Origin of the sequence: Paenibacillus protaetiae, assembly GCF_004135365.1 — a bacterium.
In the GTDB taxonomy this organism is placed as follows: domain Bacteria; phylum Bacillota; class Bacilli; order Paenibacillales; family Paenibacillaceae; genus Paenibacillus_AP; species Paenibacillus_AP protaetiae.
The window spans coordinates 4,004,619-4,029,835 of record NZ_CP035492.1 but is presented as its reverse complement, the minus strand read 5'-3'; the positions used below and the strand labels follow the sequence as shown (position 1 = coordinate 4,029,835).

The window sequence follows — 25,217 nt, the reverse complement described above, 5'->3', positions numbered from 1 at the left end:
CACCCGGCTTGAATAACATACAGACAAGGATATTCAGGAGGGGAAAATAGGCTATGGCTCAATCTCGTGCATCAAAGGTATGGATGAACAAGGTGTTTAAGCAGGCTTCCCGCCACGGAAAAGGCAAGCAGCCGGCTAACAAAACGCCAAAAACCGCGGCGCCGGCTTTGCCTGTCCCTTATTACATTCCGCCTGCTCCATATAAATCATCAGAAAAGCAAACCCCCGGCCCCGCAGGCGGGCGTCATGCTTCAACTGGCAAGGCTGCATCGCCGGCGCGGGGTGGCGCCCGCCGCCTCTCGGCCGGTAAAATCGCAGTGCCGGGCGGCTTCCTGCAGCCAGCGGCAGATGCTGCTGCGCCGGCCGGTGAAGTGCCGCGCGGCCTCTCGGCGGGCAGGCGCACCGCCGCCGCTGCTCCGACGGCCTCCGGCGGCAATACGCTGCCGCACGGCCCTGCCGGCGCTCTCTCGGCGGGCAGGCGCACCGCCGCCGCTGCTCCGACGGCCTCCGGCGGCAATACGCTGCCGCACGGCTCCGCCGGCGCTCTCTCGGCGGGCAGGCGCACCGCCGCCGCTGCTCCGACCGCTTCCGGCGGCAATACGCTGCCGCACGGCCCTGCCGGCGCTCTCTCGGCGGGCAGGCGCACCGCTTCCGGCGGTTCGCCCCTTTCTGCGGGCGGCCGCTCCTTTGGCATGGCAGCAGAGAAAAACGCCGTCACGCTCAGCACCGGCACCATTCCGCGCATCGGCAATACAGCCCGTTTTGCCCGCGTTGTCGTGTATAACCGCCGTCCCGCCGCGATCAAAGCCACGGTAACCGTCATCGCTTGGTCATCGCCCGGCCATTCACGTATCATCCAAACGGACAATATCAACATACCTGCCAAACATTATGAATACTACACAGCAGATATTGATGAAATTACCGATGATTATGAGCTGCGGATCACGATATCCGAGCGCGATAACGTCAAGGTTTACGTATACAATTTAAATGAAGGGCTTGACCCGCTCGACGAATTGACGATTAAAGACAGCGAGCTCAGCACGTTCAAATATTAAAAGATCTAGGGAACAAAACAAATCCCGCCTTTGCTTGAACCAGCAAATGGCGGGATATTTGTCGTTTGATTAAATTTTGACGTCTCCCGAGAAATAACCGTATTCCCCGGGTCCGGCAAAAACTCATGCGAAGTATCCGCATCATCGTCGCGGTTCCGCAGCCCTGCCGCTTCCTCATTGACGATAGCGGATTCCCGTTCCGTCCAGTCCTCGTTGACCAGATGAGCCGGAATCGCAATGCCGTCCAGCGAGTAGGCCGTATTCGTTAACACCGAATCATCAATAGCGGTCAGCTCCAGCAAGCGCCCCCCATGCGCTTGAACAATTTCGAGCGCAGGCACGGTGTCGCTGCTGTTCAAATGAATATGGATACGGTTCCCGTCATGAAGCACCGGATCATAACCAAGCTGCTGAAGCGTATCGCAAGCCAGGGACGCGCTCCAGGAATCGGTAAACTGGATAAGCAGCGCCTCAACGGATGCCATTAGCCATCCTCCTCTTTTTTTCAATAAATTTAACCGGCAGTTGCAGCGGTATGGTTCTAGACTGCCCAAAATTTGTAATATTCATAGCCTTTTCCATTTTCTTTTCAAAATGCGGTTGTCAATCCGAAAATAATTTTGCATAATCGTTGTATAACGATTTGTTATATTTTCTAACATAACTTGTTATTTACATGTAATTTATACCGTAGACTTGATGACTTAACCATCCTTAAGTCGGGAGGAAGGCATACATGATGCAAAATGTATTTTACTTGATGAAAGAACCGATGCTCATTACCGAGTTTGAACATAACCGCTGGTACATTCGCGATATTAATCCGTCTTTCACATCCCTCTCGGGATATAAAAAACAAGAGCTGCTTGAAGCAGACCCAAGCGGGCTATTTAAGGAAGGCGCGTCATTCGGCCAAATGGTCGCCCGCCTGACTGATGAGAACGAGCCTTTTGCGGCTATGGATGAGGAGCTGAACGCAAGGTCCGCAACCGCCATTCCCGTTCGTGTCACAGGGCGCATGTTCCCGCTTGAAGAGAAAAACGGCTGCATCATTATGTGCCAGGATATAACGGTACAGAAGTGGATCGAGGAATATGCCGTCAAGCAGCCTATCTCGGCTGCCGCCCAGCTGGATGAGCAATACCGGATCCGCTCGCTGGAGCGGTATTACACGCCCGTCATTCATACCGCCAATTACTATTTGGGCCGGCCGGCCTTCGAATTCATTGAAGAAGACTCACGAAAAAGCGTAAAACGGATGCTGGATTATGCCAAAAACAACGGAACCGTTGAAAGAGTAGAGCTGCGGCTGCAAATCGACGGCAAATCGCAACATGCAAGCATCATTGTAAAACCGATGTTCAACGGCTGCCGGACCTTCACCGGATTTTCCGTTATTATCGCCAGCCTGCATCTGAACGAACAGGAAGATGACCCGGGCTACAAGCTGCGAATGCTGATGCTGAATAAAAATATAACCGCTACGTCGCTTGCCCAGTCTACGCTGATTTCCTTAACGACCATCTCCAAAATCCGCAACGGCAAAATTAAAAAACCCCAGCGCCTGACGGCTGAATTAATCGCCGGGGAGCTGGGGGTGAAACCTGAGTCGATATGGAGCAGCTTCAAGCGGTAACCGCCGCTTCGAGACTGCTCCATTGCCATTAAACTTACGTGCGGAAGCCGCTTACCGCCTCGTTCATATCCTGTGCGATGCCCGTCAGAGCCCCCGCCGCCGACGCCACATTGGACGCGGAAGCGGACTGCTTGTCGGCCGCCGAAGCTACTTCCTTGGAAATATCGGAAGTACGTCGGGCAATGCCCATCACTTGGCCGACCGATGCCGCAACTTCCTCCGAGCTTGCGGCAAGCTGTTCGGCTGCTGCCGCCACCTCTTCGATTTTGCTCGAAACATTTTTGGAAGCTTCGGCGATTACGCGGAAGGAATCGCCGGCCGCTTCCATTTTCTGAAGGCCAAGCTGTGATTCCTGCCTGCTGGCGCGCATCGAGTGAACGGTCGATTCCGTATCGCTCATGATTTTGGATATAACCGACGTTATTTCCGTTACCGCCTCTGCCGTCTGTGCGGAAAGCAAGCGGACTTCCTCTGCAACGACGGCAAACCCTTTGCCGTGTTCGCCCGCACGCGCCGCTTCAATGGAAGCATTTAACGCAAGCAGGTTCGTTTGCTTCGAGACGTTGCCGATCATGCCGAGAATTTTGCCGATGCTGCCCATATGGCTCTCCAGCTGCTCAACCTGCTGAACCGCCGTCCGGATCGACAGGTCGATTTTGTTCATCGTCACCGAAGCCTCGGCAATCGTATCGGAGCCTTCTTTAGACTGGTCGGCCGCTTTGGCGGAAAGCAGAGCAACCTCCCCGCTGCTTTCGGCAATACGCTGCACGCCAATCGTCATTTCTTCCGTCGAACGGCCGATTTCCTCAAAGCTCGCGAGCTGCTCGTCCGCTCCTGCGGCAGACTCTCGGACCATAGCAGCAGCCTGATCGGACGCGCTCGCATTCTCCTGCGAAGCCGCCAGCAGCTCCTGCGCCGATGCGTTGACGCCTGAAGCGGCCTGCTGAACGCGCTGGATTGTGCTTTGGATCATCGTAATCATCCCGCTGAGCGCTGTCGCCAGCGTGCCGATCTCATCCTGCTGCTTCACTTGCGGCACCGTCACGTTCAAGTTCCCTTGCGCAACAAGGGAAACAACGTCAGCGGCCTTCTTCAGCGGCTGCGAAACGGTACGCCGAATGTAATACACCAGCGAAGCGATAACCGCGATGGCAATCACCAGGCCGGCAGCTGTTGCATACATGCCCTGACGGTTAATCGTATCGCTGGATCGGCTTTCTTTCTCTGCGCCTTGTTTATTTTGAAGCATCAGCGTATCGATATACGTATTCAATGCGTTAAACGAGCTGTCCGAGTCGCGAATTGCTTTGCTTATCGCATAGCTGTCACCTTTGGCTTCAATCGTATCCAGAAGCGCGTTATAGCTTTGCACATACAGCTCGGACTGCTTTTTGAGCGACTGGAACAAATTCGTATCATTATTGGCCGTAAAGCCGGTCCGATATTGCGCAAACCACTTTTCGAGATTGTCCAGAATGGTGCCGCCTTGGCTCTCCAGCTTTAACATCTGCTGCTGGTCATTCATTTGATACAGCATTTGATACTGTATAGTCAGCAGGCTTTCATGGGCATTGTTAATGTTCATAATGGCTTCTGTGTTGGCCAGCCAGACACCCGACAAGCTTGAAGCATTATCGTTCATTTTGCCCATCATGACAAAAGTCGTAATGCCGTTAGCCGCAAGTATGACAAGAATCGCCAAAAACGAGGCGACCAACCGCCGGCTTACTGTTAGTTTCCATCCTATCCGCATTGGTTTCCTCCTAAATTATGTTTGTCTCTATGTATAAAAATAGTATATATTACTCAACCATTACACTAAAGACCCATTTCATAAAATAAAAGAATAGCGGATGGAGTCGAAGGCTGTCGCATCCCTTTGCGCTCATCCTTCTGAATAAAAGTGTAATCTTTTTAACTTTTAATCCCTTTTATCCGTGTTTCACCATATTGCAGGCTAAAATCATCCTGTTGTACATCCAAGGGTGGCCCGATTACGGCAATAACATAGTTGAGAAAGCAAACGGCGGTTAGGATCACGAAGCTCCAGACCGCCGTTTGCCGGCTAAAACAGCCGTACTATTAAAACCTAATCACTTGTTACCTGCGTGCTCTTATACATAACGGGAATTGCCGCTGCTATAAGGATGATACCCATAATCGCAGGCGCGGCATGGCCCATCGCGACATAGATTTGGCCGCCAACGACCGGTCCGATTATTCTTGCCAAAGCCTGAATGGATTGACTGCCTCCTTGAATCCTTCCTTGTTCGCTTGATTCAACGGACTTGGACACCATTCCATTAAATGAAGGCCCGAAGATCGAATCGCCAAAACCAAATATAAATATCCCGGCGATCAGAAGCGGATACCACGTGCACAAAGCCGATGCCGCAATCAGGCAGTAGCCTATTATTTCCGCCGCCATGCCGGTAACTGCAATTTGTTTATCGCTAAGCTTCTTCAAAAGCTTCGGCATGATGAAGCCTTGGGACAATATATCTTGAACTCCCATAATGGAAAACATCAATCCGATTAGCGCCGGCGTCCAATGGAAGGTATCTATCGTCAATTGTGAAAAAACGCCCTGCAATGACCCGTTCGGAATCCAAAGCAAAAACGCTGCCACAAGCAGCCGCTTTACGTTTCTTGCAGAAAGCACGTTCATTAGCTGCGAGAATGGATTCAGCCTAACCATCGTTATCTTGCTCAGTCTGTTATGGTTGTCCAGGCTTTCCGGCATAAAAAAATACCCGTACACAACATTCAATACCGTTATGACTGCTGCAAAATATAAGGGAAACGAATGGCCGAATTTCGCAAGCAGCCCGCTTAGAGCCGGTCCAATGGCGGAGCCTGCGCCTGCAGCCGCGCTCACCCATCCGAAGTATTTGGTGCGCTGCTCTTTAGGCGTAATATCTGCAAAATAAGCGAAAAGCGTACTAATGCTGCCTCCTGCTATGCCTTCAATGATGCGCCCGGCAAACAGCACCCACAGCGCTCCTCCTGCGCCAAATACGATATACCCGATGGCAGAGCCCGCAAGGCATATCAGAAGCAATGGACGGCGCCCAAACCTGTCGCTCAAAGCGCCAAGCCCAGGGGCTGCAAAAAACACGCAGACGGCATAAACAGAGGTCAACAGCGTAACAACAATAGCCTGATCCCCCGGATTGCTTACATAAGGCTGCACCAAAAAGGGGACGACCGGGGTTATAATGCTGAAACCTATTCCGCAAAGAAACACAGACATAAGACCAAATAACAATGTATTGTTATTCATCGTTTGTTCTGTGTTCTGTTTAGGGTGTGATGATTTAAACATGAATTTCTCCTTTCATCTTTTCCTTCCTAGGAAACAAAACAAGCGTATCTCATTTTTCCTTCCTTGTCAACAAAATGAATGCCAAACAAAAAGGCAGCCCGCTCTTAAAGAGCCGCGGCTGCCTTCTTGTTTATTCCTCTCATTCTTCCTGCTTCAAAAGGATTCCCTGTTTCTTGATTTCTGCATCCAAATGCTTGCTGTACTTTTCCAGGAAGCGAAGCATACTGTCAAATTGCTCATCGGTTATCTGCTCAAATACCGCTTTATCCCGCTCCTGAAATTGTTGGTGCAGCTCCTCATGGATTGTATAAATGACCTTCCCCTGCTCCGTAAGCCTGAAATAAATTTCTTTCTTGTTATCCGGCTTTTGATAACTTTCGATAAGGCCTTTTTTGATGAGCTTCTGCGTTATTTTACTTATGGCCCCGCTAGTCATATACAGCGACTCGGCAAGTTTCGTCACGTTGGAATCTATATGTTTTTCAATGTATTCCATGCAATGGACTTCAGAAGGCTTGTAACCTTTCAGATTGGCTTCCATCTTGAACTTATTCAGCCAAACCATCTTGTTGAATACGTCCCTGAAGCCCGTTATAACTTGTTCCTCTTTGTTCATGGCCTGTCCTCCTGCCCGCTCGCGCATTAACCATTTTCCGTTTTTTTTGAAAATAGAACCGGCGCCTTGTCTTACCGAATGATGTCCGTTCCGTACCTCTACCTTACCAAAAACAAAAACAGAACGGTAGTCCCGCTCCCGCCTATAGCCGATGTACAAAAAAAATACGCTTACGCCGGGTCGAACCGGCATAAGCGTTAAAAGTAGAACTATGCGCTGTGTTGCAACAGGATAGGAAAAACCACGAAAAACTTCCAAACGATTAATGACGATAAGCAGCAAGCTCGGCGTTCAAGCCGCGCGTTGCTCCATATACTTGCTGATAAATCCGGAACAGGCCTTCGTAAGCCGCCACCGCATCAGCGTTTGGCTGATAAGACTTGGCATGCTTCACGAAACGCTCTGCGCACTCGTCCAGGCTTGCAAACCAGCCGCAGCCGTATGCTGCAAGCATAGCTGCGCCAAGACCAGGACCTTGCTCGTTCTCAAGCGCTACCACTTCCGCGCCAAAAATGTCGGCTTGCATTTGCAGCCAAACCGGATTTTGAGCGCCGCCGCCGATCGAAACGATCTTGTCGACTGTTTTGCCCGCTTGGCGGAACATATCGACGGATTCATGGAGCGAGAACGTAATGCCTTCCATAACCGCACGGGCAAAATGCTTCCGCTCATGCGAACCGTCCACGCCGATAAAGCTTGCGCGGATTTGCGAGTCGGCATGTGGCGTGCGTTCGCCCACCAGGTACGGCGTAAAGAGAAGGCCGTCTGCGCCTGGCTTGATGTCGCCTACGCCTGCAAGCAGCTCGTCAAACGATTCGCCTGGAGCGAACGTTTTCTTGAACCAGCTGAGGCTGTAGCCTGCGGCCAGCGTAACGCCCATTGCATAAAAAGCGTCTTCTTTGCCGTGGTTGAAGAAATGGACCTTGCCGGCAAAATCTTTCGACGAATCATTTTCGTACGAAAGAATAACGCCGGACGTACCGATGCTGCAAAGCGTCAAGCCTTCGCTCAGAATGCCTGCGCCAATTGCGCCGCAAGCATTGTCAGCGCCGCCGGCAAAAATTTTCGTTGCTGCGGAGAGGCCGGTTTGCTCCGCAATTTGCGGAAGCAGCGTGCCGGTCTGGCCGTGCGATTCCACAAGCGGCGGGCAGAAGCTTGCCGGCAGATCAAAGGCGGAGAGCACTTCGTCGCTCCACTTTTTGCCTGCTACGTCAAGAATAAGCGTGCCTGCTGCGTCGGAATAATCCATATGCAGCTCGCCCGTCAGGCGGTAGCGCACATAATCTTTCGGCAGCACAAACAAGCTTGCTTTCGCAAATGCTTCCGGCTCGTGCTTGCGCACCCACAGGATTTTCGGCAGCGTAAAGCCTTCCAGCGCCGGATTGCGCGTAACTTTCAGCAGCTTGTCGCCAAGCGCAGCTTCGATTTCGCGGCATTCCGCCGTTGTGCGCGTATCGTTCCACAGGATCGCGTTGCGCACCGGGTTGCCTTCGCTGTCGAGCAGCACAAGGCCGTGCATTTGGCCGGAGAAGCTGATGCCTTCGATCTCAGCGGCGTTAATGCCCTCTTGTGCCGCGAGTTCTTTCAGTGCTTCTACCGTTGCCTGAACCCAATCATCCGGCTTTTGCTCGCTCCAGCCGGAGTATTCATGAAACAGCGGGTAGCTGCGGGAAACTTCCCCAGCTACCGTGCCGTTTTTGTCGACGAGCAGTACTTTGACGGCGCTCGTCCCGAGGTCTACACCAATGACATAAGGCATGTCTGAAAGACCTCCTATTTATTAAACGCTGAAAATAACATCGTTCAGGATGTTTTTGATACGTTCTTGACGGCCGGACTCGTTTTTGATCACGCTGTTTTGAAGCGCGTAAGCTTCCAGGGAAGCCAAAGTCGCTTTGCCGGATACCACGTCAGCGCCGATGCCTTCTTTGAACGAGCGGTAACGGTTTTCGATGATGCTGTCGAGAACGCGTCCTTCGATCAATTTAGCAGCTGCTTTCAAGCCCCAAGCGAAGCTGTCCATACCTGCGATGTGTGCGAAGAACAGGTCGTCAACTTCAAACGAACCACGGCGTACTTTTGCGTCGAAGTTTACGCCGCCACGGCCCAGGCCGCCTGCTTTGAGCACTTCATACATCGCAAGAGTCGTCGAGTACAGGTCAGTCGGGAATTCATCTGTATCCCAGCCAAGCAGGTAGTCGCCTTGGTTAGCGTCAAGGGAACCGAGCATGCCGTTAATTGCGGAAACGCGAATTTCATGCTCGAACGTGTGGCCAGCCAGCGTTGCATGGTTAGCTTCCAGGTTGAGTTTGAATTTGTCTTGCAAACCGTATTTTTGCAGGAATGCAATCGTTGTAGCTGCGTCAAAGTCATATTGGTGTTTCGTAGGTTCTTTTGGTTTAGGCTCGATCAGGAATTGAGCGTCGAAGCCGATTTGGTTAGCGTAGTCGATAGCCATATGGTACAGGCGAGCAAGGTTGTCAAGCTCGAAAGCCATATCTGTGTTCAGAAGCGTTTCGTAACCTTCACGGCCGCCCCAGAATACATAGTTTTCGCCGCCCAGTTCTTTACCAACTTCAAGACCTTTTTTAACTTGAGCTGCTGCATATGCGTATACGTCAGCGTTAACTGCAGTACCTGCGCCAAATACATAACGCGGGTTGGAGAACATGTTAGCTGTGTTCCAGAGCAGTTTGCGGCCGGACGACTTCATGTTGTCTTTAATTTGAGCAACGATAACGTCGAGGTTTTTGTTCGATTCAGCCAGCGTAGCGCCTTCTGGAGCGATGTCTACGTCATGGAAGCAGAAGTAAGGGATATCCAGTTTTTCCATGAATTCAAAGTTCGCTTCAACGCGTGCTTTAGCAAGGTCAAGGCCGCTGAATTTGTCCCAGTCGCGTACTGCAGTACCAACGCCAAATTGGTCAGTGCCGTTTGCAACATAAGTATGCCAGTATGCTACTGCGAAACGAAGATGCTCTTCCATCGTTTTGCCGAGCACAACTTCTTTTGGATTGTAGTGTTTGAATGCAAACGGATTGTCGGAACCTTTGCCTTCGAATTGAATCGTAGGGATGTTTTTAAATACGGACATGGTTAATCCTCCTTTAATTTGGCGAAGCATAAGCTTCGAAAAATAACATGTTGTGATAGAGATACTGTAAACGTCCTCAATAAGAATAACACCACTGACTTAGTTTGTCTATTAAACAAACAAAGTTTTTTACTTTGTGGTAAAATGAACACAACATTGCTAAAATGGGACACAATAAAAAACGGACGGAGGTCCGCCTTTGGCACTAAAACAGACTGGAGACCTTGCTTTCATCAAAAAAATGAATACATCCATTGTGCTGGATTCCGTTCTGAAACATGCGCCGCTGTCACGCGCGCAAATTTCAGAAATGACCGGCCTGAACAAAGCAACCGTCTCAAGCCTCGTTCAGGATTTGATTGACGGGCATTTGATTATTGAGACCGGTCCCGGCCAGTCCAGCGGCGGAAGAAAGCCCGTCATGCTTGTATTTAACGCGACGGCGGGTTATGCGGTTGGCATCGATCTGGGCGTCAATTACATTCGCGGCATATTAACCGATCTCGAAGGCGCCGTTGTAAGCGAGCACGAGCTGGATATGAACCACCACGAACCTGATTTTGCGCTAAACCAGCTCATTTCATGCATCGAGCAGCTCATGGATTTGGCACCGGACAGCCCTTACGGCATTGTGGGCATCGGCCTCGGCGTACCGGGTATTGTAGATGATGAAGGGTCTATTCTATTTGCACCTAATATGCAGTGGCGCAAAGTCGATTTGCGCCGCATGCTGGAAGAACGGTTTTCCCTTCCCGTAACCATTGACAACGAAGCGAATGCAGGTGCGCAGGGCGAGCAAAAATACGGGGCCGGGCGCGGCATTGCGCATCAAATCTATGTCAGCGTCGGGATCGGGATCGGCACCGGCATTATTTTGAACAAGGAGCTTTATAAAGGGGCATCCGGATTTTCGGGGGAGCTTGGGCATCTGTCGATCGAATACGACGGGAAGCCTTGCCGCTGCGGCAATAAAGGCTGCTGGGAGCTGTACGCTTCGGAAAATGCGCTTTTGCAGCAGGCAGCCGAGCTTGGGCTGCCCGGCAGCAGCAGCCTCAGCAATCTGATTAAAGCGGCGGAAGCCGGCGACAAGCAGGTGCAGTCGCTGTTTGAGGAGATCGGCTCTTATTTGGGAGCCGGCATTTCCAGCATCATTAATGTGTTCAATCCCGACATTGTCATTATCGGCAACCGGATGAGCCGGGCGAAAGCATGGCTGGAGCCGTCCCTGCAGCGGGCTGTTGCGGAACGCACATTGTCGTATCACCATGAACGCGTCAAGCTGACGTTTGCCGAGCTGCAGGACCAGTCGGCGGTGCGCGGCGCTGCTTATTATGCGATCAGCCACTTTTTCAATCAGGTCAAAAGCCAATAAATAAATCTGCTTCACAGCACACATCCGGAAAAGCCGCTTCATAAGCTGTTAAGAGTACAGCTGCAAAGGAGCGGCCAACGATGAAAAAACTGATTGAATATGTGCGGATAAACTTGTGGATTGCCGCCATATGGATCACCCTTCTTTCCTATGACGGTACGCTTTCGCCTATTTTGGGCACACTGCTTGTCTATCCGGTTGTCATTTGTTTAATCCATGCTAAATCCATTGAGCATAAACTGCTCGGCGCCGGAGGCATCCGTACCGAGGACACCTCGCGCGACGAATCGCCTTAACGGAATGGATCATCTGGATTTCATACGCAGGCCCGGATTGAACCGGCGGCCCATAAATCAATAAAGCTCCTGCCCGCCTCGCTTATCGCTTGGCAGCAGGAGCTTCTATCGTTTACGCCGGCTCGATCTCGGCCAGCGACGCTAGTTCTTCTTCTTTTTGAATAATCATTTCCACTTTTTTAATACGGTTTTTGCCTACTTCGCGGACGATGAAATGAAGATTCTCGTAAAAAAATTCTTTGCCGGCTTTCGGCTCGCGGACATGTATATACAGGAAGCCGCCAACCGTATCCACTTCTTCGTCATCAAAGCTGCAGCCGGTCAAATCGGCCAGTTCATCCAGCGATACTTTGCCGTCAAGCAGATAGCAGTTTTCGTCCAGCTTCTCGATTTCCTTCCGTTCATCCTGGTCAAATTCGTCGCGGATATCGCCGACGATTTCCTCCAGAATGTCCTCGATTGTAATCAGACCGGAAGTGCCGCCGTATTCATCCATCAGGATCGCGATATGGACACGCTCCTGCTGCATCCGTTTCAGCAGCTGCTTCACCGGAATGACCTCCGGCACCGTCAGCACCGGATGAATCAAGCTTTTAAAGTCAACGCCTTTATCCGAATCATATTCCAGGAACAGCTGCTTCGTATTGATCATGCCGATAATATTATCTTTGCTGTCCGCAGCGACCGGAAACCGCGTATATTGCTCTTTGCGGATAATTTCCAGATTTTCCTTGAACGTTTTGTTGGTATACAGTGCAATCATGTCGGTACGCGGTACCATAATTTCCTTGGCCAGCATTTCGTCAAAAGCAAAAATGCGGCTTACATATCCATATTCCGTCGTGTTGATTTTGCCGCTCTCCAGGCTTTCGGTCAAAATGATCTGGATTTCTTCCTCGGAATGGGCTTCATCCTTTTCGCTTGCCGGTTTTAAGCCAAAAATTCGGACGAGGCTGTTCGCCGAGCCGTTCAGCAGCCAAATAAACGGATACATCACTTTATAGAAATAAATAATCGGTTTTGCAAACGCGAAGCTGATCGCTTCCGCTTTTTGAATGGCAAACGTTTTAGGCGCAAGCTCGCCGATGACGACATGCACGTAGGTTACCAATACGAATGAAACGATAAATGCTACAACATGGCTGATTTCTCCGTCCAAGTTCATGCTCTCAAACAGCGGGAGCAGCAGTTTCGCAATCGTTGGTTCTCCAAGCCAGCCCAGACCCAGTGCCGTAATCGTAATGCCTAGCTGGCACGCCGACAAGTAAGCATCCAGGCTGCTGGTCACCCGTTGTACCGCCAGCGCATTTTTTTTGCCCTCCAGAACGAGCTGGTCGACACGGCTGGAACGCAAGCGAATAATCGCAAACTCCGTAGCCACAAAAAAAGCCGACAGTATAATGAGAACTGCAAACAAGAACAGATTAAATCCTATACCCATTTTCGGTTTTCACAATCCTTTTATATATTTTAATATAATAAGTTCTTATGAACTAATATAGCGAACTCCACCTGCCAATGACAACCTTCTTATCTGGTCGCTTCAGGCAGGAATTGTCTGAAAACGGGTGAAAACGGCGTTCACGTAGTCTTTATCTTTCATTATCTAGCCTTTACAAGCCGTTTTCAGAGGCGTATGATGAGTTCATATGAACTTGAAATAACGGAACAGGAGGAAGGCAAGGCGCATGGAGAGCTTTATACTAACCCGCAAAGATATGGCCAAGCTGCTGCTTGCATTAAACGGCCAAAGCCATGAAAGCCCGCTGCAGGTGCTGCAAGCCAGCTGGACAAGCAGCCATCTTAATGATCAGCAGCAAGGTTCGGCCATGCCCGCCTTTCTCTCGACCTCCCTGCCTCCCGTCATTGAAAAGCTGATTAAAGGAACGCGGGTGAAAGGGTTTTCTCTCCAGGAAATTGCCGCGCTTGGCCGGCTGATCGAATATTCCGGCGTTTCGCTGACTGCGATGCAAAACTGGGTCAAACGCGATTTCAAGCCCTATTTCGACTGCCCGAAGGTCGGCAAAAAATATTCAATTAATCAGGCAGCACTGCTGTTTATAATTGATGACTTGAAATATAACCTGGATTTCGAGTCGATTCGCAAGTTGTTCTGTATTTTATTCAACAAACCGGAAGACGAGAATGACGATCTCGTTGGCCCCGTTTCGTTATATGAAGCTTATTCGGACATGTTCGAGCAGCTTGACGCCACTCACAGGCAGATTGAAGCGAAAGCGACGGATTCGGAAAACTATAAACAGGATTTTGTAACGGAGCAAATGGTGCTTGCCGCGGCTAACCGTTACGCCCGCACGCTGCCCGAGCTTACCGGCAGGCAGCGCGAAGCAGTCCGCAATTTTATGCTGATTGCGGCGGTCTCCATTCAAACCGCCTATTGCCATTCCGTGTCCAAACGTTATTTTAATGCGACGATGTTTTTATAAATGCCTGCCGGCGCTGCCAGCAGAAACAGAAGCATCTAAACCCGCTGTTATGCGGATTTAGATGCTTCTATGTTTATGGCTGCAGCAGCCGCGGTCCGCCGAGCGCGCTGCGCGCCAACTAACGTAAGGCGCTGCGGAGCACAAACTGCTAGGGCGCCAGGGCATCCTCAGCTTGTGCCCCGGTGCTAGTGAACTCGATGCACGCCAAGCAGCTCGTCTGCTGTGCCGGATATAATAATGGTGGATACGGCTTCTTTGACCGTGCCGTTGCTGTAGTAAACCGTAAAACGGAAGTCATACGAGCCATTTGTCCAGCCGTACAGCGATTCCTCCCACAGCTCCCCCTGCCAGAAGTTCCTTCCCGCTCCTGCCGGCTCAAGCTCAACCTTGTAAGTTCCCGTCTGCACGGTAACCCGTTCAGCCACTGTATCCGTCCCGGTTAATGTCGTGTCTGCCTGCAGTATAAACTTCTCCCCTGCCCAAAAGGTAACGGAAGTCCGGGGAGATTATCGTCCCCGCTTTGCTTTTGGTTATACGACTTGCGGCGTTTATCCCATTCCTCGGTATGCTTCACATAACCGGTAACGGAAAGCGGCAGCACCGCAATGGTTTTGACTGTTTCAACCGTTTCAATACCGTCGCTCACGCTTAAAGCCATGCGCCACATACCCGGCGTATCCATCCGGACAGAAGGTCCGGCCGGCTCATAAGGCGCAGTGAGCGAATAGCCATAGCTGGCTGTCGTTCCATCCGGGCGGGTCAGCTTGTACACCGCCGTTAGCGGATCTGCATCCGGGTCGGCTGCGGATGAAGCAAACTGTACGGCATCCCCTTCATATACAGGCTTGGGCGACCAGTCAAAATCAGCAATAGGCGGCCGGTTCGTATTAAAGTAAATATACGCATATTGCCCCATGTTGCCGGCTGCGTCCCAGTCCACCACCATCAGGCGATACTGCTGACCTGTTTTTAGTCCGCTAACGGTGTACGTAAGCGCGTTTTTGTCGAGCGGCACACTTTCCTCTACCGTTCCGTTGCCATTCAAATCAATAGCCGTTACGCTGCCATCATCGTTCACCTGCTGCATATAGAAGCCGCGGGTGGCGTGGCCAGAAGAAGGATCAGCGTCGCTGAACGGATTGAATTTCACTGTGACGGACGTCGGAGATATGGTCAGCTTCTCGTCCGTATCATCCGGCCGGACCGTATCCACAAAGAAGTAACCCGTTTCTGAATAATCCCCCCAGTCAAGTCCATCATTCGCTCTCGCCTTCCAGCTGTATAGTCCATCGGCCAGACCGGCCGGGATGTAAGCCATTGAGCTGGTGGCCGTGTTGGTATCGACCACGATTTGGCTTGTAGAAACCTTTGTAATCTCGTAGTCCACAAATTTTGTGGTTTGGTTTTCTGCATCGGTCACTTGCACTTTCAGTTCCGGCTTGTTGTTGTTCGTATAAATCGGCGCCAAAGCGGTTGGACCGTTAAAGCTGAGCAGTTTGGTCTTCGGCGGCGTATTCACGATCAGATATGTTTCATTGCTGTCATCCGACCATACGCCATTCGAATAGACGCGCCCGAACACTTTTACTTTCCGTCCCGGCTCCAGTATACCGTCCTGCAGCCTAAAGAAATAATCGTCACCCGGATAGGAAACCTCCGTTATCGTATCGCCCGTATCGGCATAAACCAGTTTCAAATAAAACTGCTCTTGCGGATCGTTTTCCGCGTCAAAATACTTCCAGTAGATCGTTGGCGTTTGGGTAGTAGCGTAAACGTATGGATTGGTTTCGGTGCCGCCCGGAACGGTAATCGTCATCACCGGTTTCGTTTGGTTCGCCGGAGGCAACGCATCTTCGTAGACCCTTGTTTCTCCCCAATACGACCAAGCTCCGTGAACGTCCTTCACCTGCTCTTGAATGATCAGCTCCACGCCTGGCCGGTCATACAAATACCGCTGCCCCATCGTCCAGGTGCTTTCATCCGCCCAGCGGGTCCGGAAAACGCGCTGCGCCAAGTAGTCCGGCACATCCGGGTCATACGAGGTGTCGTACGTCGTGTAATCCAGCGCAGTACCGTCCTCATACACTTTATCCGTCAGCCTCACGTCCGGCTGCGCAATCGGCCGGCGGTGAACATACAGCTCTTTGGTCACCGGCTCCGACCATTTTTGATAATTCGGCAGGCCCGGATCGTCTTCGGCCGTCGCGGTGATTTTGTATAGCCCCGGCTTGTCCAGCGACTTAACTGTCTCATCAAACGTCTTTCCATCCACTTCGCTTGGGCCTTCCGGATTTGCAAAGTAGTTCGGATCATGGCTGTACGACCATCGCTCTGCCGCTTCCGGGTCATTCTCCAAGTCCGAAAAGAGCTTGTCGTATTTGATTTCCTCGCCTACGAGAACCGTTTGCGCCGTCTCTTCGATGTACGTATCCCCGTAATTTTTCAAATGAATGCCCGAAAACTTCGCCTGCGGCTGGCCGATAGCCATAATGCCAAAGGAGCCGGAGGTGAAGGTTTCATCATATCCTTCAAGCTGCTTCACATGATTAATGGACACGCGCAAGTTTCCGTTTATAGATTCTACTTCCATCGGATACGTGACGCCCGCAGAACGGGCAACGGCAGCCGATTTCATGACGGTCTTTGTTCCATTAACCACCTTATACAGGGTAAGCGTATCATTACTCCATTCCACGCTGTACATGTTTTCCGGGTCCTTAATCTGGAACGCCGCACCCACAATACCGTTGTTTTTCAGATCACCGATAGCCGTATTAAAGCTAAACGTATAGTTTTTCACCTTCGTGTTCGGATCGTACCATAAGCCCGACCAATCTTTCTTGCTGACCTCAACCGTATTGTCGTCAATCGGATTGACAATGCCGCCAGCGGCGCTTGGCGAATAAAACGGGTAAACATATTCCTTTAGATCAATACTGTTAAATGCATAAATTGAACCATCCGGCTGAATGTTGCTTGTGTAGCTGTCTGAAAAGTAGTTGTAACGATCAATTACAGGCTCCTGTACCCAAACGACGGATTGGGTATTGGAAGCGACCGTAACCCCGGTCTGATAAGAGCCGTTTACTTTCGCCCCATCCGACTTGATGCCAATCAGATTACCGCCTGCATCCATCATCAACTTGGAAAAGCCGTAGGTGGATAAATTATTTTTGTTTTTTAATGCTCCATCCTTCGTAAACAACAGCAAGTCCTGCACATCGCCATTTGGCAAAACAACGGGATTCGGCTTATTCATCGCATCCGAGGATGGGACGCCAAACTGCGAATCGTTTCTCCAATCGATTTTATAACTGTTCACGGATGCCCAGTTAGAGCTGACAAATGTTGAAAAGCTGGTTGTCATCGAGGTGCTTGTTGTATCGCCAATCGTGACATAAGCCCGTTTGCCATCTTCACTTAAAACAATCGGAGACGCATACTCCGCACTCCTATTGAGATACCCGGTTACGCCGGCTGGCGATATTCTCGCAAAGGTCACTTGCTGATCATGGGCATCCGAATAATACCCTTGCGTGCGGAAACTGAAATAGATCGTCCCGTCGCCAACATGCGTCACTTTTATATCATCCAGCAAGCTGTCTTTAAACAAATCGCCTACCGGAACGGAATACACGACCGTACGCTGCTGCATCGCGTATTTGATCACCTGCTCCTGGAATATACTTGGATCGGTCTTATAATAGCGTACAAACACATACATGTATTGCTCGTCCGGAGACAATTCGCTGTGCGAAAAAACAGCATCTTTTAAGGTTGAATCGAGTGGAATCGTATAGGTATCCCGATGATTCCCTTCGTTATCGAACTTATCAATCAGCAAGTTCCGGTCATCCGTAATACGGTGAAAATAGAAATTTTCTTCGGCGTCCATCATCCCTTCATTAAAATGCTTGCTGGAGTCGTCGTTGCCGAACTGCCCCGTGCCCGTTATAGTAAAGGTTCTTAACAAGCTGCCATTTAACGAATTAAGTTCATTGACCGTGAATGTATAGGTTTTATCCGCTGCATTGTAGGTGCCCTGATTGAGCGCGTACATACGGTTTCCCGCAAAAATTTTGTAGACCAGCCCAGAGGGCGCAAGATAAGGAGGCGCAGCTGTTAAATCGCTGGCCAGCTTGTACGGCGAACGGGCATTTGGACCCAGCCCCATATTCGGATAATCATTGCTGAATTTCATCATTTGCGTCGCTTTGGTCGATAAAAAGCTGTCGTCGGCTTTCCAAAGATTCAGACTGGCTGTGCTATCGGACTGATAAGGCGTCTTGAGCGTCCAGGAATGATAAACCGACTTCGACGTATACGAAAGCTCCGGCGGCTGGCTGTCTTCGTTTGGCTGTGAGGTTAAGCCGTAAACATTGAAATCCATGTTGGGCGCGTAGTTTAAAATAGTGGTTTGCTCCAGGCCAGACCATGCGGATTCCAAACCCCAGTCTTCCTTTACTTTGGCGCGATATTGCCGTTTGCCAACCGTTGAATAGGTCACCGGCACCCACTGCTTGTAATCTCCGTCATAAAGGGTCTTCCAGCTTTCCTCTTCAAAGTTCCCGTCATTGTCGGCATCGTACCGCTCTTCGATGACTGCATGCACGATAGCGTCGCCGTCCGGGCTTTTCCCTTCGAGATACAGCTGCACATCGTTGCCCCGGTACGCTTCCTCCGGCGTTACGAGCGAAACGGTTGGCGCTTGATCCGGCACGACTTCGAGGGTCATGGATGCCCAGTCGCTCTCTCTGCCCTGTGAATCGTATACTTTCCCTTCAATTTCGTATGTGCCAAGCTCCATGCCTTCCCCGGTTGGCCAGCCCGGCGTATAATCGGTATCCCCTATTTTTTTATAACGTGTCTCGGAACGCGAAAAATTGATGGTGACGCCCCGGCTGGCCAGCGGTGTGTAGGAGTTTAACAAATGATAGGCTGCATCAAAGGGCCGTCCTTCGATGATGCAGGAAGGGCCGGTAATAATGGCAACCGGTTTGGGGTCCACCACATACAGGGTAGCGGTATCGGACACTTTTTTGTTCAGTCCGTTCCACACGGTAATGGTTGCTTGATAAATACCGGGTTTCGTAAAGGTTTTATTCGGGTAGCTGGTTCTGGATGTATCTGTAAAGACTTCGCTTAAATTATCGGAAAATGTCCACTCGAAATCATCATAGTTTTGGGATCGGTTCTGGAGTGAAGATTGTTCCCCGGTAACGATCGTATCCGGATTAAACTGAATGTCTGCCTCCGGAATCGGTATCGGCTCGGGCGTTGGTGCTGGTGTCGAGTCCGGACCGGATGCAGGCGGCGCTCCCTTTGTTACGAGCGTCGTACATTCCAGAACGCTTTCCGCTGATGTACCGTCCGTAAAATTGACCCGCGCACGCATCACCCACGTTTCGGTATAGCTGTCGACGTTGTTCAGCTTTTCTTTGGCAATGGTGAACCGGAATTTATAGGTGGCGGTTTCTTGCCCGGGCGCTGTGCTTGTAATCGTCTGCAGCTGGCTGCCATCATTCGCGCGGCCGTAAAGCGTCCAGTCTTTGATCGTTTTGGAGCCTTTGTTGCGAAGTGTGGCGGTTAGCATGGAAGTAACGGGGACATCGGCATTAGCAAATTGAATGACATCAGGGTCAACTTTGCAGGAACAAGAAACCGTTGGTGTTCCATCACCAGTTATCGGCTCAAGCGTGAGCACGACGCGGCCTTCGTAGAGGTAGGTTTGTGCTGCCCAGTCGGTGGTTGTATCTACTGGATATGTAAGGGTGGCAGCATTTTGATCACCGTAAGGGGCTGTTTTCCCCCCTTTATTCTTTGAGCTCATATCGATATATGCCGTCAAATCAGCATGGTTATTTGTTACTAAAAAAGATACTTTGACAGAGGGACTTGAAGGAGTCGCCGATGTTATTTTCACCGAATTTGATCTCAACTGTGGTGGAGTAACGACTTCATCCGTTTTTTCATAATAGTATTCCTTGGGACCTGAAAATCCATCGCTAATCATAACCCCCCACCCGTCTGGACTTTTGACGTCTGAAGTAAGAGACTTACCATTGATATCTGTGCTTAAAAGACCTGGACAAGTCGCTATATTTCCAGACCAGCATTTGTCTCCAACAGCCGGGGAAACCGTCCACACTTTACCCGTCTTTCCAGAAGTAATATTAAATTGTTTACCGTTGTGCTGGCGATCTAAAGCAAAGTACATATGAGAAGTAAAACCGACATTTTTTACATCAACTTCCGCTCCGCTGAAAGAAGGAATATTTAAAATATTATTGCTGATGCTCCCTAGTTGTCCCTTGCTAACCTCGGACAATTGACCCTTGCTATCTGAAGCCGTTTTAAAAACTTCATAAGATTTTACTTGATAGCCTTTAGGCACATATGAGCTTATATCCTTCGTAACACTTTTCGTTGAGGAAGCATTAAATCTATCTGAGGAAGAAAATAAAGAAGGAACACTGACCGTTGTTGTTGTCGAAGATGCAGCCATGGAAATAGGCGTAAGCGGAAGTACGCTTACGCCTATTACTACAAGTAATATACACACCAATAGCTGCCTAATTTTTATTGCTGCCATTCTCTATCTTTCACCCCTGTTAAATAGAATTGAGTATTTTTATCCATTTGTTTAGCAAACCGCTCCATATGAATTGGTAGAGCACCATATTTCTTTATTTGAGATTGAATAAAATTCTTATCTACAAAAACGTAATAATAGTCGTAGCCTTCTGCCCCTACCTTCGAAAGTTTAAAATTGGTGCTATTACGATATAGACCACCACGATCAATTACTTTCCCATCATTGAACATATATTTATCAGATGGATAGAACGTTCCTTGTTGTAAACTCTCGACAAACATATAAAAAACACCTAGAACGTCGACATATTCATTGCTTGCAACTTTACTAATGCCCTTTAATTTAAAAGCAAATAAATAACCAGCGTTAGGCTGAGCATATTGTCCTCCGAGGAAAAAATCTTCAGTATCCTTCAAATACTGGCTATAATATCCCTGCGAGTCGCCCGGATCTAAGACCAGCATTTGTTCAATAGAAACGTCGAACTTAGAATTCACATTCACCTTATAAGGCAACGAAACCAAATCGTCCTGCCCGAACATCGTGATCATATTGTGATGATGCCATGCGACTTCAGCGGCCGTTGATGCGCCTTGGTCCACTGGGAGTGTCTCGCCGTCTTGCAATTTCAGCAATCGTGTAACCAGCACTGCGACTTGCGCGCGGGTTGTTGTGCCGGCGGTGTCGATGGCTTCTGCGCTCGTACCGTTACGCGAAAGCAGGCCTGCATTAACTGCCCGGAACATAAATTCTGCCGCTGTTAGGCGTTGACCCCGATATGCCGCTTGCGATCCGCGAACGGCCGTAATCGCCATTTCATTGCGCGTGGCGGGCTTTGTTAAATCTGTTGGCCAATCGCCGGACATATAAATCTTCGCATTTGTTAGTGCTGCTTCATAAGGCTTGTACCACAGCTGGCCGGCTGATGGCGGCGCAACCGTTAAATAGAACGTTAATGCCATTACTTTTAACAGCTCTGCCCGTGTAATCGGATCGTTGGGCTTAAACGTGCCGTCCGGATAGCCGTTCATAATCCCTGCATCTACAACCGTCTTCACCGAATCTTCCGCCCATGCCGGGATTGTATCTTTAAACGCGGCTGAAGGAGCTGCTTTCACATGTGCCGCCGAAGGCCAAATATTTGAAGCGGCCAGCATTCCAGTTACAATCACTAAAGCTGCTTTCGTGTACATTTTTTTCTTCATCTTCATCATCATTTCTCCCCTATTCTGATTTCGTATGGGCTGAACCATATAAAAAAAGCACGCAAAAAACCTATTCGGCTTTAAGCGTGCTTCGCTCACAATTATTTACATTTTAATCCGTATTATGAAAATGTGTCAACCTTTCTCTCGACTTTTCCTGTCCTTTTTTACCATTATCCGATTGTTTTTTCATAGATTAAAACCGTTTTTTGACGGTCATTGACGACGGTTTTTACATAATCAAAACCTTGCTTCATCCAAAATTGGAAGCCCGGCTCATTGTCCTCCAAAATACCGATACGGAATGCGGCAACGCCGCGCTCCTTCATCATGTTCATATACAGCTCCAGCATCCGGCGGCCGTAACCTTGCCCCTGACACGGCTTATTCACTTGCAGCAGGCCAAGCCATGCGCAGTTATCGTTCGGATTGACCATTAGAAAATCCAAGATTCCGACATGCCGCCCATTCTCCTGCACCAAATAACGTTCCGCTCCAAGCTTCGCCGCCTGCTCCTTTTCTTTCGCCAGCTCTTCCGGCGTCACAGTCTCCTGACCGGTCGAGACGCGGTTATAATACGAATCAGCGTTCAAAATGTCCAGTTCAGCCTTAATCAGCTCATCCGTAATTTTTACTAAGGATAACAACAAGCCAGCCTCCTTTACTTTTTCACCCAATACAAACTGCAATCGTCAGTCCGGTCCATAAACCCGTATTCGATCAAATAACGCCGCAGTGTGACATAGTCCGACTCCCAAAATAGCTTCAGCCGCTCATTCACTTCTTTTTCCTTGTATTGCTTGCCTGCTTCAAAATACGAAACAATATGGCGCAGCACGGCAATTTTACGCTTTTCTTTGCGGGGAAAAGCCGTTAACGGGCCATCCGGCCCTTTAGGCAAATATTGCTTCAGCAGCTTGCTGTTTTCTTCTTCCGTTAACGCATACCGTTCATCCACCTGCGTAGCCGTTGGATGAACGGGCACAAATTTAGGCGAATCGGCCGGCGCGCCGCTTTCCATCAGTTCGATAATCGCAAGCAGCAGCTTCGCCTGCTTTGCTTTTTCCTTCAGCACAAACCGGTGATTGCGAATGGTTGATGCGCTGCCGGCCCCGATCCGCTTTACAATCTCCGCATCCGATAATCCGGCGGCAAAATCGCGGACCAGCTCTTTTTGCAAATCGGTCAGCCCGGTCGTTTTTTTATCCATCTCCAGCAGCTGCGCCAGCATCGAGCCATGCACCGATTCCATGTGATAAGCTGCGAACCTTTTTGCTTCGTACATCCGGTCATCCATTCCCGGAACACGGTAAACGATGCCTTCCTCAAAAGCTTCGCCGCATACTAAGCACACGTACTGCTCCTTCGCAGAGTCGTAAACAAACCCTTTTTTTAAATCCTCAAGGCTCACCTGCCAATCAAAACCCGTCATTTTATCAAACACTCCTTATTTATGTTTGTTTATTTTATAGACATTATATTATTACGTTTGCTTATTTGCAAAAGACATCTCCTCTATACAAGAAATTAAACACAAAAAAGGCGCAGTTCCCGGAACCGCGCCTTGTCTTGCCTTTTCTCATTTGCCTTAGCTTAGGCTTGCCTTGTCTTGCCTTTTCTCATTTGCCTTAGCTTAAGCTTGTCATTACCCTGTGCCTTGCCCCGCACTTCCCAGCCGTTGTTTTCCTTATTGACTGCGCTTAATCTCATAATGATCCACTTGATCGTCACCGTCCAAATAAAGGACCAGCGACGCCTGAACAGGATGCTCCCAGTCCGCGGGTTTGATCCCCAGCGAATAAACCAGCTCATCCCCTGTGCGATAATCGGCCGGCGAGCTAGGCGCGCCCAGCAAATCGACAACATCCATACGGGGCATCCCCTCAAGCTCATAGCGGCGGAGCATATTATCCACCATCAATGATCTTTTGCCCGGCTCGCTGACCCAGCGGTTGTATTCAAAATGGTAGTCCTGTCCGTTCTTCATCATGAGGCTGAATGGTACGGCCGCCCATACCGCTGCAATGATCACGATCAAAGCAAGGCTCAGCCAGCTGCTTTTCGGCTCGTTTGTCCGATAGGCTGCATAACAGAGCAGCGCGCAAACCGCTAGAAACGGACAGGCAAGAAACAGAACGGAATCCCATGACGGCGTCACATAATAGCGATCAACAAAAGAAGCAGCCGCCCGATAAAATACGATCACGAAGACGCCGATTATAATCGTTGCCGCCATAACGGCGCCTTTGGACCAAGTCCGCATGAATCGTTATCCTCCTCTTCAAGCCTGGCTGTTTGAATGCCGCATGGCACCCGGACAGCATAAGGGCAACACACGCTTTATGCCAAACGTCTTTCCTTCGGCAGCAGAAACGCCAGCAAACCCAGAATCGGCAGCAGGCTGGTCACGACCATAACATCCGTTATGCCGTACGCATCCGCTGCGCTTCCGATCGCAATGGAGCCTAGTCCGCCCATGCCAAACGCAAGCCCGGTTACAAGACCGGAAGCCATTCCCACTTTGCCCGGCATCAGCTCCTGCGCATATACGACTGTGACGGAGAAACCCGACTGCAATATAAACCCAAGCACGAAAATAACCGGGTATACCCAGCCTAACGGCAAGTGCGGCAGCAGCAGCGCAAACGGCGCCGCTCCGGCAATTGAAAAAATGATCATTTTTTTACGTCCGAAACGGTCCGACATTACACCGCCGCAGAACGTCCCGATAACCCCTGCGATCATAAATAAAAAGATAGCTACCTGGGCGTGCTTAGCCGACAATCCGTATTTATCCATTTCAAAAAACTGAAAAAAGCTTGAAATGCCTGCCGCGTACCAGGACCGTGCGAACACGAGAAACAGCAGCATAGTTAAACCAAATAAAATGGTACGGTTGCTGTAAGCCGCCGGCTGCCTGCCCGCTGCATGGCTTTTGCTTTTAACCGGCAGCGCCTCGCTTCTCAGCTTGCTGCCATACCAAGGAACAACGCGCAGCAGAATGGCAATTGCCGCCGCCGCAAGCAGCGTTCCCCATACGGCGCCATGTTGTCCGAGCGGAAGAAAAATGTACATTGTCATGAGCGGCGCCAGCGACTGGCCGAAGTTGCCGCCAACCTGATAAATGGACTGGGCCAGCCCTTTTTTGCCCCCCGCGGCAAAGTGGACGACCCTTGATCCTTCCGGATGGAATACCGCAGACCCCAATCCGACAAATACAACGGATAAAAGCAGCAGCAAGAAGCTTGGGGAATAAGCGATGCCGACCATACCGGCCATGCTGCATACCATGCCGGCAATAAGCATCCACGGCGTAGGGCGTTTATCCGAATATAACCCGACAACCGGCTGCAGCACCGATGAGGTCATATTAACGGTAAACGATATCCAGCCGATTTGGGCAAGCGATAACATTAACGAATCTTTGAGAACCGGGTACAGCGCCGGAATAACCGACTGCATGGAATCGTTTAATAAATGGACCGAGCTGACGGCCAGCAATATAGAATAAATCGTGCCCGTCTGCACAGCAGACATTTTGGCCGATTGGCTGTTGACTGACATTAAAGC

19 protein-coding genes are annotated in these 25,217 nt (G+C 50.1%); 5 read left to right on the top strand and 14 right to left on the bottom strand.

Features of this window, described 5'->3' with window-relative positions:
• The first annotated feature begins 53 nt into the window (after positions 1 to 53).
• Positions 54 to 1,061 carry a hypothetical protein gene (locus tag ET464_RS18645; RefSeq protein WP_129443516.1) on the top strand — a complete coding sequence of 336 codons (1,008 nt, stop codon included), beginning with the start codon at positions 54 to 56 and terminating at the stop codon, positions 1,059 to 1,061.
• 5 nt (positions 1,062 to 1,066) lie between these two features.
• Here ET464_RS18645 and ET464_RS18640 read toward each other — a convergent pair whose 3' ends face one another.
• Positions 1,067 to 1,546, bottom strand: coding sequence for a hypothetical protein (locus ET464_RS18640; RefSeq protein WP_244226595.1), 480 nt, complete (start codon positions 1,544 to 1,546; stop codon positions 1,067 to 1,069).
• A 251-nt stretch (positions 1,547 to 1,797) separates the two neighbouring features.
• Here ET464_RS18640 and ET464_RS18635 point away from each other — a divergent pair, with 251 nt between their 5' ends.
• Positions 1,798 to 2,697 (top strand): PAS domain S-box protein, encoded by a 900-nt coding sequence (locus ET464_RS18635; protein ID WP_129443514.1) that lies wholly within the window; start codon positions 1,798 to 1,800, stop codon positions 2,695 to 2,697.
• Positions 2,698 to 2,731: 34 nt separating this feature from the next.
• Here the strand turns inward: ET464_RS18635 and ET464_RS18630 are convergent, their stop codons facing one another.
• The 5 genes from ET464_RS18630 to xylA all read right to left on the bottom strand — a co-directional run bounded on the left by ET464_RS18630 (position 2,732) and on the right by xylA (position 9,732).
• On the bottom strand, positions 2,732 to 4,450 hold the full coding sequence (locus ET464_RS18630) for a methyl-accepting chemotaxis protein (RefSeq protein WP_129443512.1): 1,719 nt from the start codon (positions 4,448 to 4,450) through the stop codon (positions 2,732 to 2,734).
• Between the two features lie 336 nt (positions 4,451 to 4,786).
• Complete coding sequence (locus ET464_RS18625) at positions 4,787 to 6,022, bottom strand: MFS transporter (protein WP_129443510.1); 1,236 nt, start codon at positions 6,020 to 6,022, stop codon at positions 4,787 to 4,789.
• 139 nt (positions 6,023 to 6,161) lie between these two features.
• Positions 6,162 to 6,638: a MarR family transcriptional regulator gene (locus tag ET464_RS18620; protein ID WP_129444585.1), complete on the bottom strand. Its 477-nt coding sequence runs from the start codon at positions 6,636 to 6,638 to the stop codon at positions 6,162 to 6,164.
• A gap of 262 nt (positions 6,639 to 6,900) precedes the next feature.
• Positions 6,901 to 8,397 carry a xylulokinase gene (gene xylB / locus ET464_RS18615; RefSeq protein WP_129443508.1) on the bottom strand — a complete coding sequence of 499 codons (1,497 nt, stop codon included), beginning with the start codon at positions 8,395 to 8,397 and terminating at the stop codon, positions 6,901 to 6,903.
• 21 nt (positions 8,398 to 8,418) lie between these two features.
• Positions 8,419 to 9,732 carry a xylose isomerase gene (gene xylA / locus ET464_RS18610; protein WP_129443506.1) on the bottom strand — a complete coding sequence of 438 codons (1,314 nt, stop codon included), beginning with the start codon at positions 9,730 to 9,732 and terminating at the stop codon, positions 8,419 to 8,421.
• A 241-nt stretch (positions 9,733 to 9,973) separates the two neighbouring features.
• On the opposite strand from xylA, the gene ET464_RS18605 reads away from it, so the two are divergent.
• Entirely contained in the window at positions 9,974 to 11,104 is a 1,131-nt protein-coding gene (locus tag ET464_RS18605; RefSeq protein WP_129444583.1) for an ROK family protein, read from the top strand.
• Between the two features lie 80 nt (positions 11,105 to 11,184).
• Entirely contained in the window at positions 11,185 to 11,400 is a 216-nt protein-coding gene (locus ET464_RS18600; RefSeq protein ID WP_129443504.1) for a hypothetical protein, read from the top strand.
• Between the two features lie 112 nt (positions 11,401 to 11,512).
• On the opposite strand, the gene ET464_RS18595 is transcribed toward ET464_RS18600, so the two are convergent.
• On the bottom strand, positions 11,513 to 12,841 hold the full coding sequence (locus ET464_RS18595) for a hemolysin family protein (RefSeq protein ID WP_129443502.1): 1,329 nt from the start codon (positions 12,839 to 12,841) through the stop codon (positions 11,513 to 11,515).
• Between the two features lie 247 nt (positions 12,842 to 13,088).
• On the opposite strand from ET464_RS18595, the gene ET464_RS18590 reads away from it, so the two are divergent.
• The gene (locus ET464_RS18590; RefSeq protein WP_129443500.1) at positions 13,089 to 13,847 is read left to right on the top strand and encodes a DUF1836 domain-containing protein; all 759 of its coding nucleotides are present in this window, start codon (positions 13,089 to 13,091) and stop codon (positions 13,845 to 13,847) included.
• Between the two features lie 185 nt (positions 13,848 to 14,032).
• On the opposite strand, the gene ET464_RS18585 is transcribed toward ET464_RS18590, so the two are convergent.
• The 7 genes from ET464_RS18585 to ET464_RS18555 form a co-directional block, all read right to left on the bottom strand.
• Positions 14,033 to 14,272 (bottom strand): hypothetical protein, encoded by a 240-nt coding sequence (locus tag ET464_RS18585; protein ID WP_129443498.1) that lies wholly within the window; start codon positions 14,270 to 14,272, stop codon positions 14,033 to 14,035.
• 14 nt (positions 14,273 to 14,286) lie between these two features.
• Positions 14,287 to 19,551, bottom strand: a complete 5,265-nt coding sequence (locus ET464_RS18580; protein WP_165280052.1) for a PKD domain-containing protein — start codon at positions 19,549 to 19,551, stop codon at positions 14,287 to 14,289.
• A gap of 875 nt (positions 19,552 to 20,426) precedes the next feature.
• The gene (locus tag ET464_RS18575) at positions 20,427 to 21,647 is read right to left on the bottom strand and encodes an S-layer homology domain-containing protein (protein WP_165280051.1); all 1,221 of its coding nucleotides are present in this window, start codon (positions 21,645 to 21,647) and stop codon (positions 20,427 to 20,429) included.
• 173 nt (positions 21,648 to 21,820) lie between these two features.
• Entirely contained in the window at positions 21,821 to 22,294 is a 474-nt protein-coding gene (locus ET464_RS18570) for a GNAT family N-acetyltransferase (protein WP_165280050.1), read from the bottom strand.
• 14 nt (positions 22,295 to 22,308) lie between these two features.
• Positions 22,309 to 23,079, bottom strand: coding sequence for a DUF2087 domain-containing protein (locus tag ET464_RS18565; protein WP_129443489.1), 771 nt, complete (start codon positions 23,077 to 23,079; stop codon positions 22,309 to 22,311).
• A gap of 255 nt (positions 23,080 to 23,334) precedes the next feature.
• Positions 23,335 to 23,910 carry a hypothetical protein gene (locus ET464_RS18560; RefSeq protein ID WP_129443487.1) on the bottom strand — a complete coding sequence of 192 codons (576 nt, stop codon included), beginning with the start codon at positions 23,908 to 23,910 and terminating at the stop codon, positions 23,335 to 23,337.
• A 77-nt stretch (positions 23,911 to 23,987) separates the two neighbouring features.
• The gene (locus ET464_RS18555; RefSeq protein WP_129443485.1) at positions 23,988 to 25,211 is read right to left on the bottom strand and encodes an MFS transporter; all 1,224 of its coding nucleotides are present in this window, start codon (positions 25,209 to 25,211) and stop codon (positions 23,988 to 23,990) included.
• Between the last annotated feature and the right edge of the window lie 6 nt (positions 25,212 to 25,217).

Bases quoted from the DNA above. Each gene is read 5' to 3' on its own strand.
- ET464_RS18645 (WP_129443516.1), top strand. From the start codon at position 54: ATGGCTCAATCTCGTGCATCAAAGGTATGGATGAACAAGGTGTTTAAG.
- ET464_RS18640 (WP_244226595.1), bottom strand. From the start codon at position 1,546: ATGGCATCCGTTGAGGCGCTGCTTATCCAGTTTACCGATTCCTGGAGC.
- ET464_RS18635 (WP_129443514.1), top strand. From the start codon at position 1,798: ATGATGCAAAATGTATTTTACTTGATGAAAGAACCGATGCTCATTACC.
- ET464_RS18630 (WP_129443512.1), bottom strand. From the start codon at position 4,450: ATGCGGATAGGATGGAAACTAACAGTAAGCCGGCGGTTGGTCGCCTCG.
- ET464_RS18625 (WP_129443510.1), bottom strand. From the start codon at position 6,022: ATGTTTAAATCATCACACCCTAAACAGAACACAGAACAAACGATGAAT.
- ET464_RS18620 (WP_129444585.1), bottom strand. From the start codon at position 6,638: ATGAACAAAGAGGAACAAGTTATAACGGGCTTCAGGGACGTATTCAAC.
- xylB (WP_129443508.1), bottom strand. From the start codon at position 8,397: ATGCCTTATGTCATTGGTGTAGACCTCGGGACGAGCGCCGTCAAAGTA.
- xylA (WP_129443506.1), bottom strand. From the start codon at position 9,732: ATGTCCGTATTTAAAAACATCCCTACGATTCAATTCGAAGGCAAAGGT.
- ET464_RS18605 (WP_129444583.1), top strand. From the start codon at position 9,974: ATGAATACATCCATTGTGCTGGATTCCGTTCTGAAACATGCGCCGCTG.
- ET464_RS18600 (WP_129443504.1), top strand. From the start codon at position 11,185: ATGAAAAAACTGATTGAATATGTGCGGATAAACTTGTGGATTGCCGCC.
- ET464_RS18595 (WP_129443502.1), bottom strand. From the start codon at position 12,841: ATGGGTATAGGATTTAATCTGTTCTTGTTTGCAGTTCTCATTATACTG.
- ET464_RS18590 (WP_129443500.1), top strand. From the start codon at position 13,089: ATGGAGAGCTTTATACTAACCCGCAAAGATATGGCCAAGCTGCTGCTT.
- ET464_RS18575 (WP_165280051.1), bottom strand. From the start codon at position 21,647: ATGAAGAAAAAAATGTACACGAAAGCAGCTTTAGTGATTGTAACTGGA.
- ET464_RS18565 (WP_129443489.1), bottom strand. From the start codon at position 23,079: ATGACGGGTTTTGATTGGCAGGTGAGCCTTGAGGATTTAAAAAAAGGG.
- ET464_RS18560 (WP_129443487.1), bottom strand. From the start codon at position 23,910: ATGCGGACTTGGTCCAAAGGCGCCGTTATGGCGGCAACGATTATAATC.
- ET464_RS18555 (WP_129443485.1), bottom strand. From the start codon at position 25,211: ATGTCAGTCAACAGCCAATCGGCCAAAATGTCTGCTGTGCAGACGGGC.